This window comes from Candidatus Paceibacterota bacterium (genome assembly GCA_035452965.1).
GTDB lineage: Bacteria > Verrucomicrobiota > Verrucomicrobiia > Limisphaerales > UBA8199 > UBA8199.
The window spans coordinates 108,618-122,236 of sequence record DAOTCE010000007.1; the positions used below are offsets into that span (position 1 = coordinate 108,618).

Consider the following 13,619-nt stretch of genomic DNA (forward strand, 5'->3'; position numbering starts at 1 on the left):
GTCTTAAACAGTCGGTCTAATATTATCCATTCCTGGCGGTGAAGCATTGAGGCCGCTTGGTTAACAAATACAAACAACAACGAAAGGCATTATGAAAAAACTGATCGGTTATTCCTCTATGGTCGCGGTGGCTGGGTTGCTAGTTGGTTGCGTTGGCCCGATGGGTCCCGTCGGGAGCGTTGGCGGATTCATCTACACCGACGTATCCGGGCCTATTCTGGCCACAAGCCATTCCTCAGCCAGCAAGGTAGGGCAGGCCTCCTCGACGGGCATCATTTGCTTCGCCACGGGAGACTCCAGCATCAAAGCCGCGGCTGACAGCGCCGGGATTACCAAGATTCAGCACGTGGACTACCACACCACCTCCGTCCTTGGCGTGTATGCAAAGACCACGGTGACGGTTTACGGCGAATAACGTCCACACTTTAGCAGAACTGACCAAGACCGGCTTTCTTGATAGGAGCCGGTCTTCCTGCGTACACCCGGCTGTAAATTGCGTTACCCTCCACTGGCCCAACGGCTCAGTGATGGCCGCCCTGGGTTATTGCACCATCAATTCTTACCGCAGCAATGCTTGTATTTCTTTCCACTGCCGCACGTGCAGGGATCATTCCGGCCAACCTTTGGGCCAACCCGGACGGGTTTGGCCTTCTCAACCGCGGCAGCGGCCTCGCTGACAATGTCGCTGCCTTGCTGCGGGGCGCGGCGGGTGGAACCAGTGCTCGTCCCGGTTGAGGTGCCGCCGAAGGCGCTGGTGGACTGATGGCTTGCCTGCTGCGGCACATTGCGCAGGAAATTCTCAAAGGCCATCAGACTGGACGCGCTGCGGAAGATGTTGTGGCAGATCTCGGTCTTGATGTTGACCATCAACTCCTCAAAGATCTTGTAAGCCTCGGCCTTGTATTCGATGAGGGGGTCGCGCTGGCCGTGCGCGCGCAGGCCGATGCTGTAACGCAAGCTGTCCATCTCGTAGAGATGCTCCTGCCACAGCTTGTCAATGGCGCTCAGGATGGTGTAGCGCTCGACCTCTTTGAGCGCCTCGGGGTTCTCGAAGCTGATCTTGATCTCGTAAGCCTTGCGAACACTGTCCGAGATGAAGGTGCACACCGCGAACTGCGGCGCGCTGAGACTGCCGAAGATTGAACCTTTGACCGGCTCTTCTTTCCCCGATTCGGCGGCCTTGATGATCTCCTTCTCCGGCATGCCGATGGGGAAATTCAGATTCACCCAGTCCGCCAGGGAACGCACCTTCCATTCGTTTAAATCGGTCTCTGCCGTGGTAAACTGCTCGACTTTCTGAAGCACGACTTCCTCCATGATGTCCATGAGGCGGTCGCGGACGTCCGTGCCGTGGATGATCTCATTGCGGAAGCCGTAAATGACCTCACGCTGTTTATTCATCACGTCATCGTACTCGAGCGTGCGCTTCCGGATTTGGAAGTTGTGCTGTTCGACACGTTTTTGGGCCTGGCCGATGGAGCGATTGAGCAGCGGGTGCTCCAGCTCCTGGCCCTCTTCGAGGCCCATCTTCTCCATGTACTTGACGATCTTGTCCGAGCCAAACAGGCGCATCAGGTCGTCCTCGAGCGAGATGAAGAAGTGCGAGGAGCCCGGGTCGCCCTGGCGCGCGCAGCGACCGCGCAATTGGCGGTCAATGCGGCGCGCCTCGTGGCGCTCGGTGCCAATGACATGCAAGCCGCCCGCCTCGGCCACGCCCGGCCCGAGCTTGATGTCGGTGCCGCGGCCGGCCATGTTCGTTGCAATCGTCACGGAGCCGCGCTGCCCGGCGCGGGCGACAATTTCGGCCTCCTGCTGGTGGAACTTGGCGTTCAGCACGGAGTGGATGATCCCTTCCCGCTTTAACATGCGTGAGAGGTGTTCGCTGACCTCGACGGAAATCGTGCCCACCAGCATTGGCCGGCCTTTGCCGTGAACTTCCTTTATCTCCTTGAGCACCGCGTTGTATTTCTCGCGCCGGGTCTTGTAAACCGAGTCGTTGGCGTCTTTGCGCGCCACCGGCTTGTTGGTCGGAATGACCAGCACGCCCAGCTTGTAGATGTCAAAGAACTCGGAAGCCTCCGTCTCCGCTGTCCCCGTCATGCCGGCCAGTTTGTGGTACAGACGGAAATAGTTCTGAATGGTGATCGTCGCCAGCGTCTGCGTCTCGCGCTCGATTTCGACCTGTTCCTTGGCCTCGACCGCCTGGTGCAGGCCATCGCTCCAACGGCGGCCGGTCATCAGGCGGCCGGTGTTCTCGTCCACGATGATGACCTTGTTGTCCTGAACGACATACTGCACATCTTTCTGGTAGAGGCAGTAGGCTTTGAGCAACTGGGAGATCGCGTGGATGCGCTGGGCCTTGGTTTCGAACTCCTGCTGGAGCTTGGTCTTGGCTTCCAAACGCTTGCGCGGGTCTTCCTCGGGCCCGTGATCAATGTCGTGCAAGGCCGTGCTCAGGTCGGGCAGCATGAAGGCGTCCGGGTCCTTCGGGCTGAGATTGCTCCGGCCCTTCTCGGTCAGGTCGGCGTCGTGGCTCTTCTCGTCAATGGCGAAAAACAGCTCTTCCTTCTCCTTGTACATCTCGATCTTCTTCTGATCGGCATGGAGGTGGAGTTCGGCCTGGTGCATCAGCCGGAGGTTTTCCGGCTCCTCCAGGAGCTTCAGCAGTTTCTCCGACTTGGGCTGACCGCACTTGACACGGAAGAGCAGCAACCCGATCTGGCGTTCGAGTTCCTCAGGGTGTTCCGGGTTGGACCCGTCGCCCGGGCGCAGCTTGCGCAGGAGATTCTCGGCCTCCCCCAGAAAGCGGTTGCAGAGCCGCTCCTGCACGCGGAAGAGCGCCTCCACCTGCGGCCGGAAATTGGCGTACTGCTCGTCATAGGTAATCACGGCCGGGCCACTGATGATGAGCGGCGTGCGTGCTTCATCAATGAGGATCGAGTCCACCTCATCCACTATCGCGTAGTAATGACCGCGCTGGACCTGCTCCTCCTTGCGGGTGGCCATGCCGTTGTCACGGAGGTAGTCGAAGCCAAACTCCGCATTGGTGCCGTAGGTAATGTCGCAGTTGTACTGCTCCCGCCGCACGCGGGGCGGCTGGTCATGCAAAATGCAGCCGACCGTCAGGCCGAGATATTTGTAAACCGCCCCCATCCACTCGCTGTCGCGCGCTGCCAGGTAGTCGTTGACCGTCACGATGTGCACGCCCCGCCCGCTCAGGGCGTTCAGGTAAACCGGGAGCGTCGCCACCAGGGTCTTGCCTTCGCCGGTGGCCATTTCCGCAATTCTGCCTGAATGCAGCGCATAACCACCAATCAGCTGCACATCGAACGGGATCATCTCCCAGGTGAGCGGATGCTCGCGCACGATGATCTCGGATCCGCAGAGTCGGCGGCAGGCGTTCTTCACCACTGCGAATGCCTCCGGCAGAATCTCCTTCAGCCGCTGCGCCAGCTTCTCGTTGTCCTTGATGTTGGACATTTCCTCCTTCCAGGCGGCGGTTTTTTGGCGCAAAACCTCCTCCGGGACCTTCTGCAGCTCGGCTTCAACGGCGTTGATCTTCGCGACCAGGGGACGGAGGCGCCTGACCTCCCGGTCGTTCTTCGAGCCGATGAACTTCTTTACGATATACCCAATCATGGTGGCTTTAACAGCTCCCAGACGCTACGGGAAGCCTCCCCGGGCGTCAAAGATATAAGCGAATCACGCCCACTTCAGGCCAGCGGGGAGTAATTTGGTGGTGACGGGTGTTCGCGGATGCCGTGCAGGATTACTCCCCGATGATCTTCACCAGCACGCGCTTCCGCCGGCGGCCGTCGAACTCGCCGTAGAATATTTGTTCCCAAGGGCCGAGGTCGAGTTTGCCTTTGGTGATGGCGACGACGACCTCGCGGCCCATGACCTGCCGCTTCATGTGGGCGTCGGCGTTGTCCTCGCCGGTGCGGTTGTGCTCGTATTGAGAGGTAGGCGCGTGCGGCGCGATCTTCTCGAGCCACACGTCGTAATCGTGCAGCAAGCCGTCCTCGGCGTCGTTGATATAGACGCTGGCGGTAATGTGCATGGCGTTGACCAGGCACAAGCCCTCCTGCACCCCGCTCTTGCGGACGAACCCCTCGACAGTGCCGGTGATATTGAGGTAGTCGCACCGGTGCGGTGTCTCGAACCAAAGATGTTCAGTTAGCGATTTCATGGCGGGGACAGGGTGCCAGAGTTTTGGGTTCTGGCCAGACCGAACATGCGAAGCCGCGAAGTTGCAGTGCCGAATTGCTGCTATCTTGCCAGTTGACAATCAGCGGCCTGCGGCTGTCATTGGACGCATGAGAGCCTGGCTTATTGACAAGCTTGACGGTATTGGCGGCCTGCGCCTGACCGAGGTGCCCGACCCGAGTCCCGGTGCGAACGAAGTTGTTCTTCAAGTCCATTACGCCGCGCTGAATCCCGCCGATCGCTACCTGGCGGAAAGCCAGTATCCGGCCAAACCAGCGTTGCCCCATATCCTCGGGCGGGACGGCATGGGGACAGTAGTGGCCGCGGGTTGTGAAGCTACTGGTGTCGCTGTGGGCGACCGGCGGGCTCTGCTGCGTGGCGAGGCGGGCGGGAACCGCCCGGGGACCTTTGCCCAGCGGGTGGCGGTGCCGGCGCACGACCTTATCGAGATTCCCGCCGGCTGGAGCGAGGCCGAAGCCGCTGGCGCGACCCTGGTCTATTTGACCGCTTACCAGGCCCTGACGATGTGGGGACCATTATCGCCGTCGTCCGTGGTGCTGGTGACCGGGGCCTCAGGCGGCGTGGGGGTTGCTACGGTGCAACTCGCCGCCGCAATGGGACACAAGGTCGTGGCACTTTCGCGGAGCCTGGAGAAGCGCCGCCGTCTCGAAGAACTGGGCGCCGCCGCCACATTCGATCCCTTGGCCCCAAAGTGGCGCCTGGACCTGAAGTCTGTTCTGGCACCGCATCGGGTTGACCTGGCCGTTGACAATATCGGTGGCAAGCTCCTGCCTGAGGTGATTGAAACCCTGGGCGAGCACGGACGGGTCAGCGTGGTCGGACGCCTCGCAGGCCCGGTCCCCAGCTTCAACACCGCCACGCTGTTCTTCCGACGCATCCGCTTGGGAGGGGTAGCCGTTGGCGCCTGGACCAACGCCGAAAGCCGAACGGCCTGGCAAGAAGTAGTGTCGTTGCTTTCACGCGTTGGGGCCCGCCCCCAAGTGGACAAGGTCTTTCCTTTGGAGCAGCTCCCGCAGGCGTTCGAACGACTTGCCCAGGGCCCCATGGGCAAGGTGGTGCTGGCCGTTGGCACCTCGGTCAAGGGGAACTTCTATGGCAAAGGCGCTGTCGCCTCCGGCGCTCTTCCAACCCCATGAGCCGGCAGTTCGTGGAGTTCTCTCCCTGGTTCGCGACGCCAGGCTGGCCATATCGGCGGGTTGGGGTGTAGTGTGGCACCAGCTACGCAAGAATGAGTGCAGACGATAACCGGCCCTCCCAAGGCGGCGCCACGGCACCCGGCCCGGAGGCGCGGCGCTTTTTCGTTGGCTTGTGGGGACTGTGGATTCTCCTGCTGTCGGCCTGTGCCGCCCCTTCCTGTCTCGCGACAGGCGTCACTCTCATCACCCACGGCTTCAACTCGGACGCCGACGACTGGGTGCGGGGCATGGCAGACAGTATCCCCAGCAACATCCGCTTCCCGGGAACGCAGTTCACCACCTACAAGATAATCCTCACAAGCGATGGAAACTACCAGTGCTCCCGCGCCAGCGGCAACGCGCCCACTCTGACCGATTCGGGAGAGATCATCGTTCGACTTGATTGGAGCCAGATGGCCGGGACTCTTTTCCCGCCTTCTGGCGGTAGTAGCACTTATTACGTGGCCCAGATTGCAAGCCAAGTGCTCCAAGACGCCAACGCCATTTCCGAGCTGGGCGGCCATGCCCTGGCGGAGTTCCCTCTTCATTTGGCTGGCCATAGTCGCGGCGGCTCGCTCATCAATGAAATCACCCGCCTTCTAGGCACCAACGGCCTTTGGGTTGACCACCTCAGCTCGCTCGATCCCCACCCTCTCAACAACGACGGCAATAATGACTGGCTCTTCGCCACGGTTGATGCCTCCGCGTCGAGTACTTTTGCCAATGTTCTGTTCCGCGACAACTACTGGCAGGGGCTTGGCGACAACTTGTTCGTCCCCAACGGAAAACCCGCCTCCGGAGCCTATAATCGCGAGCTGACCATTCTGTCCGAGGGCTACGATAATCCTCATTCGAATGTGCACCTCTGGTATCATGGCACCTTGGATTGGCGAACGCCCACGAGCGACGGCAGCGCCTCAATCACCAGCGACGAACGCATAAGCTGGTGGGTGGCTTATGAGGACCAGGGTGTGGTCGCCGGCTTCAACTGCAGTCTCATCGGCGGCGCAGACCGCCTAAGCCCGGACCAGCCGCTCGGTCCTGGCTTCCCTGCCATCCAGGACGGCTACAATCAGTATTGGGACCTCGGCCTCGGCACCGCGGCCAACCGCACTGCGCTGCCGGCAAACAACGGCACCTGGCCCAATCTCATCAAGTTTAACCGCGTGGATACCAACGCCGTCGTCCAAGGCCAGAGCCTTTGGATCAAGTTCTATTACCAGTGGGCCAGGCCCAACACCACCAACGCGACAGTAAGCTTTTACCTGGACGACGACTTCAACCCCCTCAATTTCAATCAGAAATTCCTCAAGCAGATAAGCGTTCCCGGCAACGGCGCTTCCTTTGTCAGTTATGCCAATGCCAGCCTCACGCTGGACCCCACCAACGCGGCACCTGGCTACCACGCCCTCTATGCCAGCATTACGGGCGGCGGCCTGACCCGACACTTGTACGCCCCCGAGCTCGTGGAGTTGGTTCCCTCGCCTCAACCCCCGACGCTGGACATCTGGAAGGTGAGTGAGTCGCGATACCGGATTGCGGTGAACGCCCAACCCGGCCAGAACATCGTGCTGGAGAATTCAACGGATCTCCAAACTTGGTCGGCGCTGGCAACCAATTCCATCGAGACCCCCCCCTGGCTCTACACCAACAGCCCTCCATCGAGTCCCAACCAGCGCTTCTATCGAGCCGTATTAAGCCCGTAATCGCCTCCCTACGCCCCCGGCGAAGGCCCAAGGGCATCCGAACGAGCCAGGCCAGTCAACAAATACGTGTGCGGCTGTCCAGCGGGTGTCGGCCCCCCGTGCGGGTATGCTAAAAAGCGACAGGAGCCTGCGATGTGACGGTGCCAATCCGGCGGGACTACGGTGTGGTTCCCATGGGGGCCGACCCCCATGGGAACCACACCGGGGTATAACGGGCTTCACAGCGTTGACGCACCAGCACTTCCGGCTTTGGAGCTTGTGACGACGGATGCGCTCCGGAACTACCACTGTCCTAAAAATGGACATAATGCCGTTTTCCACCGGGAGGGCTGTTCGGTCCAGGAATACTGAACTGTGGTAGTCATTTGCACCAGTTAGCGGATAACCATCCGGCCATCGGCGCCAGTCAGGGTGTAGTGGCAGGTCGCCCATTTCACAGCGTCTTCGGTATCCACGCTATCTGGCGCCGCCGAAGAGTAGATTTGCCCAGATTGCTAGCGGTTCACCGCCTGCATGGCTTGGGCAGGATAGCGATCGCCGGCCACCAAGCCTGTCGTGGCGGATTCGCCGAGGCTTTTCGCATCACCGGGTGTCAGGTGGACATTCAGTGCCTCCAGGTTTTCTTCCAGGTAAGCTCGCCGTTTGGTGCCAGGGATGGGAATGATGTCCTCGCCCTGGGCCAGGACCCAGGCCAAGGCTAATTGAGCTGGGGTGCAGCGTTTGGCCTTGGCGGTGCTTTCAATGCGGCGCACCAATTCGAGATTGTGCGTGAGGTTTTCAGCCTTGAACCGCGGTGCGTTCCGTCGCCAATCACCCTCCGCCAGGTCTTCAAGCTTTCGAATCCTGCCGGTCAGAAAGCCCCGCCCCAGCGGGCTGTAGGCCACAAAGCCTATGCCCAGTTCCCGGCAAGTGGGCAGAATCTCGGCCTCGACATCGCGCGACCAGAGCGAGTACTCGGTTTGCAGCGCCGCAATGGGATGAACTTTGACGGCGCGACGAAGGGTCTGCGGCGCGGCTTCCGAGAGCCCGAGATATCGCACCTTGCCAGCAGTCACCAGGTCGCGCATGGCGCCAACGGTATCTTCGATGGGGACTTGCGGGTCAACGCGGTGCTGGTAGTAGAGATCAATGACCTCCAAGCCGAGCCGCCTCAGGCTGGCATCGCAGGCGGAGCGCACATAAGCGGGTCGGCCGTTCACGCCGAGGTAGTTTCCGGCGGCGTCGCGGACATTGCCAAACTTGGTGGCCAACACCACCTGGCCGCGTCGGTCCCGGATGGCTTTGCCAACCAGTATCTCATTGGCGCCAATGCCGTACATGTCCGCCGTATCGAGAAAAGTCGCGCCCAGGTCCAGCGCGCGGTGGATTGTGGCCATGGCCTCCTTTTCGTCGCCCGGCCCATAAAACTCCGACATGCCCATGCAACCCAATCCGATGGCCGAAACTGATAATCCGCTCTTGCCAAGTTGTCGCGTCTTCATATGTCCTCGCAGTCTCTTTTCTTCCCCGCTAGTTCGCCAAGGGAACCATAGCACGCCTCTACCGGTTAGTCTGCCGAAACACAAAAGGCGCGAAATGGAAGTCGCACAGCCCGGCGGCAGCGCCCTGAATCGGTTGCGCCGCCATTGAGGGGCAGGTTTGTGGGCTCTGACAGCAACACTGTGAGGTGACTACGCCTGTGACCCGACTGGAGGCCCCACACCCTCAACGCTGCGCCCGGCAGCTCCTCCGATCTTCACCGAGCGAAAAGGCGTCGGATTACTTCTTCGATTGGAACTTCCTGGATGTCAATGTCGCTGACCGGGAGTTCGTCAAGCAGCGCTTTGCACACGGGGATCACCCGGTCGCGCTTGACCCTGAGCTGTATGCCTCCCAGGTTATGCGCCACGACCTCACCGTACTTGCCCAGTTGGGCGCCTGAGAGATTTGCTCCGCCCGCGCATTGAATGGTGACCAGTTTGGAATCCGCGAAACGGTCCACCACCTCGGTCAGGCGGCCATCGAAGAAGATCCTGCCGTGATCAATAATAATGACTCGCTCGCAAAGCTCCTGAATGTCGGTCATGTAATGACTCGTCAACAGGATCGTCGTCCCGCGCCTGGCGTTGTGTTCCCGCAGAAACTCCCGCACAATCTTCTGGGAAACCACGTCCATACCAATGGTTGGCTCATCCAGAAACAGGACCTTCGGCTGATGCAGCAGGACTGCGATCAATTCCATCTTTGTGCGTTCGCCGAGCGAGAGTTCGCGAACACTGACGTTGAGCTTGTCGCGCACGGCCAGCAACTCGCTCATCTCCGCGACCGTACGCTCCAGCGTCGAGGCGGGGATGCCATAGATCTTGGCGTTTAGTTCGAGCGACTCCCGCGCAGGCAAATCCCACCAGAGCTGGTTCTTTTGGCCGAGCAACAGCGCAAATTGCCGACGATAGCCATCTTCGCGCTTCCAGGGAACATAACCAAGCACGCGGGCCGAACCAATGGTGGGATAAAGCAGGCCAGCCAGCATTTTCAGGGTCGTCGTCTTGCCGGCCCCGTTGGGCCCCAGGAAGCCCACCAACTCGCCGGGTTGGATGGTGAAGCTGACGTCCTTAACGGCAACGATTTGTTCGTACTTCCGACGGAACAGGCCCCGGACAGCGCCCGAGAACCCCGGTTGCTTCTTGTAGGTGCGGAAAGCCTTGGTCAGGCTGCTTACTTCAACGGCGGCGCTCAACGCATGAGCTGTTTTTCCAGGTAGCTGACAACCTGCCGGACACTCGGATCCACTTCCATGCGGTCTTTGACCAGCCGACAGGCGTGCAGCACGGTCCCGTGGTCGCGCCCGCCAAAGGCGTCACCGATCGCGCTCAGCGACTTCTCGGTCATCTGGCGCGAGAGGAACATGGCAACCTGACGCGGGAAAGCGATGCTCTCCGGCCGCCGGCGGCTGGTCATGTCCGCCAAGCGGATGTCGTAATGTTCGGCGACCCGCTTTTGAATCACTTCAATGTTGATCGAGTAGCGGCCTTCCTCGTTGAGAATCTCACGCAACAACCCTTCGACTATCTCGAGGCTCAGCTTCTTGCCGATCAGGGCGGCGTAGGAAGCCACGCGAACCAACGCCCCTTCGAGGCGCCGGATATTGGTGCGAATGCGGTTGGCCAGGAATTCCATGATGTCCTCCGGCAGTTGGACACCCATGATCTGGGCTTTCTTTTGCAGGATCGCCAGGCGTGTTTCGACGTCGGGCGGTTGCAGGTCCGCAACCAACCCCCACTCGAAGCGCGACATGAGCCGATGCTCCAGGTTTTGAATCTCGCTGGCGGGCCGGTCGCAGGTCAGCACGATTTGTTTGTGCCCTTCGTGCAAGGCGTTGAAAGTGTGAAAGAACTCCTCCTGAATCCGCTCTTTGCCCGCCAGGAACTGGATGTCGTCAATCAGCAACACATCTGTCTGGCGGTACTTCTTGCGGAAACGAACAAGTTGGTTGTTTTGAATGCCGTCAATGTACTCATTGGTGAACCGCTCGGACGAAACGTAGGCAACTCTCGCTCCCTTCCGGCTCGCCACAACATGTTGCCCAATGGCATGCAACAGATGGGTCTTGCCTAATCCCACTCCGCTGTAAAGGAACAACGGATTATACGCCTTGGCCGGCGCTTGCGCTACCGCCAGCGCAGCGGCATAAGCAAAGTTGTTATTATTGCCGACGACGAAGGTCTCAAAAGTGTTCTTGGAATTGAAGGCCGGTTCCTGGCTGGATTGGATTCGCTCCGGGGCGGCCCCAGCAGCCTTCTTCCTGGCCGGGACCGATTGCGACGCCGGGCCGCCCGCGCCGGTCGCTGCCGCCACTTTAAACTTAACCTGGAGTTGCCGCCCGGACGCAACCGCCATCACATCCTGCAACAAGTCCATGTAGTTATCCTTCAGCCAGACCTCACAGAAGTCATTGGCCACCTCAAGCGTTATGCTGCCGTTCTCTTGCGCACAGGCACGCAATGGTGCGAACCAAAGATTGTAGGTATCCGCGCTCAGCATCGAGCGAAGATGCTCCCGTGCTGCGTTCCAAATTCTCTCTGCGGAAGTTTGCATTTTTTCTCCCGAAAGCCCTTATTTTGGGCACTTTATTCACTTAGCCACTTACCGCACTCTAAAGGCTGCCTCTGCCTCTTGCTCCTGCCAACAATCCGACTCCATGCCAACTAAAAAGGTGTTTCATATCGAATCTTCCAATCTGCTCAAATCTGATATCTACTGTATGTTGCGAAATATCAACGACTTATGACGGATACCCACTTCTGCTCCCAGCCCAGTCTGATCGGGGCCCTGATTGCTGAGGCCCCACTGCTGCCCCGGACGATGTTTTTAGGTAATGCAGCCCACGGTTGCGAGGACAAGATATTAACTCTTATTAACGAGTTATTCACAGGCCAATTTTCCCCAGTAAAATCAGGCTATTTCCATTTCTTCGTCGAGAAAGCAGCCGTCCAACGGTTCATACTGCTTGCTCGCCGGTCTCTTCGGTCCGAATCCGAATTGCGTTCTCGATCGTACTGACAAAGACCTTTCCGTCCCCAATCTTGCCCGTCTTAGCGGCCTTGACGATTGCCTCAACAGCACCCGTGACCTGGCTGTCTCCCAAAACGACTTCAATCTTTATTTTTGGCAGAAAATCCACCGTGTACTCACTGCCGCGATAGATCTCAGTGTGCCCTTTTTGCCGGCCAAACCCCTTAACCTCCGACACAGTCATGCCCTCGACCCCCAAGCCTGACAGAGCCTCTTTGACGTCCTCCAGCTTGAAAGGTTTAATGATGGCCTCAATCTTCTTCATGTCATGGTTCCGCTTTGCGAAAACAGATTCTACTACTCAACGCGGAACTGTAAACAGGAATGTTGGAAATATCTTCGAAGTTTCCGTTTTCACCTCCGACTCCAGCCCAAACTCCTCGATGCCGCTTCTGGAACGGACCGCACGTGCAAGCGCCTTGCTTATCTGAGTGAGTAGTATTTTCTAATTAAGAATTGACCGAGGTTGCGGCCCGTGATTGATTCGCTGTTGTTTACAGCCCTTGAGATTATTGGGCAGCCGCATTGCGTTCTTTGCCTGTCGGCTGCTGATTTCGACCTTGGTCCCGGGTATAGGCCTTGGTTGATGTTCTCCTTGATCCTACTATTGTACCGATTCGACTTTTCCCGGGCTTTGCGGTCATCCTCCGGCCGTCTAGCCCGGTTTCGTTGTCCGCGGTCACGTGCTACGGATTGCGCACACACAGCGAATTACCGGCCGCCTCAGTAGGTGCCTCACGTACAGGCAGTAAGTCGCGTTTGTAGTCGCCCGAGAAGTCGCATAACACCTGGGGACAATTCAGTTGCCCCGCCATACGAATCCGGGCATCTGTGAAGCATGCCCAAATGGAAATCGTTGACTGCCCTAGCCGGAGTGCCGGTCCTGACGGTACTATTGAACGGATGCGGAGGCCTGTGCCCGCGTTGCGCGCTGGAATTTCAAATCGGCGAATCACTTGTCCTTGTGGGAGAGACTCCAGCTAACCTGGCTTTCCCCCCGTCTGCCTCCCGGCCCGTAGCGGTCCGCAGCACCTATCGGGAAGGGCTGTCTCAGACCATCCAATACGAGCAGGGACGAGACTACCTGTTGGAGGCGCCCAACAGAATCCGCCGGGCTCCCGACTCACGCATCCCGGACTTCGGCACCAACATCCTCTTCGGCAAAGAGGATTTTCGACACGAACAGTGGCCGGGTTTTGGCAACGGGCCGTTCTTCGTATATGTGGACTATGCGCATTCGGAGAAATGGGTGAGGCCGGCCGCCCACCCTGACCTCCGCGCGGCGCAATTGCCCAACACGCAACAGAGGCTGCAGGCCGGACGGCAGGTGCGCATAGTTGCTTTTGGGGACAGCATCACCGCCGGCGGGGACACCTCGGAGCCGGGGTTGATTTTCTGGGAACGGTGGGCGACGGCACTCCGAGCCAAGTACCCGGGCGCCAGCATTGACATCACCAACGGGGCAACGGGCGGGGACTCCACCATCCAGGGCATGCAGCGCTTGCCGGAGAAAGTGCTTCAGCAGAAGCCGGACTTGGTCTTGGTCGGCTTTGGTATGAACGACCACAACCGTGAGGGGTTTGGTGTGCCGCTGGATGTTTTTGCCGCGAACCTAAGATCCATGATTGAGCGGATTCGTTCCGAGACAGGAGCAGAAGTTGTACTGTTTTCCGCCTTTCCACCAAACCCAAAGTGGCATTACGGCTCACACAACATGGCCGCCTATGCTGACGCAACTGAGCGCGTGGCGCTGGCGGAGCGCTGCGCCTTCGCCGACGTCTATCACCTCTGGATGACTGTCGCGTCCCGGAAGAAGCCCGAGGATCTCCTGGGCAATAACATAAATCATCCCAACGACTACGGGCACTGGCTCTACTTCCAAGCCCTGCAGGCGGTAGGCTTGTAGCGAGTTTCCACCCATCCCTCCGCCTCGCGCCCAAATCCGAATTGCCAGACGGGG

10 protein-coding genes are annotated in these 13,619 nt (G+C 59.3%); 4 read left to right on the top strand and 6 right to left on the bottom strand.

Features of this window, described 5'->3' with window-relative positions; genetic code table 11:
• Positions 1–91: 91 nt before the first annotated feature.
• Complete coding sequence (locus P5205_08585; GenBank protein ID HSA10414.1) at positions 92–415, top strand: TRL-like family protein; 324 nt, start codon at positions 92–94, stop codon at positions 413–415.
• A gap of 137 nt (positions 416–552) precedes the next feature.
• Here the strand turns inward: P5205_08585 and secA are convergent, their stop codons facing one another.
• Both secA and P5205_08595 read right to left on the bottom strand, forming a co-directional pair.
• Positions 553–3,639, bottom strand: coding sequence for a preprotein translocase subunit SecA (gene secA, locus P5205_08590; protein HSA10415.1), 3,087 nt, complete (start codon positions 3,637–3,639; stop codon positions 553–555).
• A 130-nt stretch (positions 3,640–3,769) separates the two neighbouring features.
• A complete protein-coding gene (locus P5205_08595; GenBank protein ID HSA10416.1) occupies positions 3,770–4,189 on the bottom strand; it encodes a secondary thiamine-phosphate synthase enzyme YjbQ in 420 nt (139 codons plus the stop codon).
• A 127-nt stretch (positions 4,190–4,316) separates the two neighbouring features.
• Here P5205_08595 and P5205_08600 point away from each other — a divergent pair, with 127 nt between their 5' ends.
• Together P5205_08600 and P5205_08605 are read left to right on the top strand one after the other, a co-directional pair.
• Positions 4,317–5,363 carry an SDR family NAD(P)-dependent oxidoreductase gene (locus P5205_08600; GenBank protein HSA10417.1) on the top strand — a complete coding sequence of 349 codons (1,047 nt, stop codon included), beginning with the start codon at positions 4,317–4,319 and terminating at the stop codon, positions 5,361–5,363.
• Between the two features lie 92 nt (positions 5,364–5,455).
• Positions 5,456–7,108, top strand: a complete 1,653-nt coding sequence (locus tag P5205_08605) for a hypothetical protein (GenBank protein ID HSA10418.1) — start codon at positions 5,456–5,458, stop codon at positions 7,106–7,108.
• A 494-nt stretch (positions 7,109–7,602) separates the two neighbouring features.
• Here P5205_08605 and P5205_08610 read toward each other — a convergent pair whose 3' ends face one another.
• The 4 genes from P5205_08610 to P5205_08625 form a co-directional block, all read right to left on the bottom strand.
• Positions 7,603–8,589 carry an aldo/keto reductase gene (locus P5205_08610; GenBank protein HSA10419.1) on the bottom strand — a complete coding sequence of 329 codons (987 nt, stop codon included), beginning with the start codon at positions 8,587–8,589 and terminating at the stop codon, positions 7,603–7,605.
• Positions 8,590–8,843: 254 nt separating this feature from the next.
• Positions 8,844–9,824, bottom strand: a complete 981-nt coding sequence (locus tag P5205_08615) for an ATP-binding cassette domain-containing protein (GenBank protein ID HSA10420.1) — start codon at positions 9,822–9,824, stop codon at positions 8,844–8,846.
• Complete coding sequence (gene dnaA / locus P5205_08620) at positions 9,821–11,182, bottom strand: chromosomal replication initiator protein DnaA (protein ID HSA10421.1); 1,362 nt, start codon at positions 11,180–11,182, stop codon at positions 9,821–9,823. Before dnaA ends, P5205_08615 begins: the two co-directional genes overlap by 4 nt.
• Before the next feature lie 403 nt (positions 11,183–11,585).
• On the bottom strand, positions 11,586–11,924 hold the full coding sequence (locus P5205_08625; GenBank protein ID HSA10422.1) for a P-II family nitrogen regulator: 339 nt from the start codon (positions 11,922–11,924) through the stop codon (positions 11,586–11,588).
• Between the two features lie 699 nt (positions 11,925–12,623).
• Between P5205_08625 and P5205_08630 the strand changes: the two genes are divergently transcribed.
• Positions 12,624–13,565, top strand: a complete 942-nt coding sequence (locus tag P5205_08630; GenBank protein ID HSA10423.1) for a GDSL-type esterase/lipase family protein — start codon at positions 12,624–12,626, stop codon at positions 13,563–13,565.
• Positions 13,566–13,619: the final 54 nt, after the last annotated feature.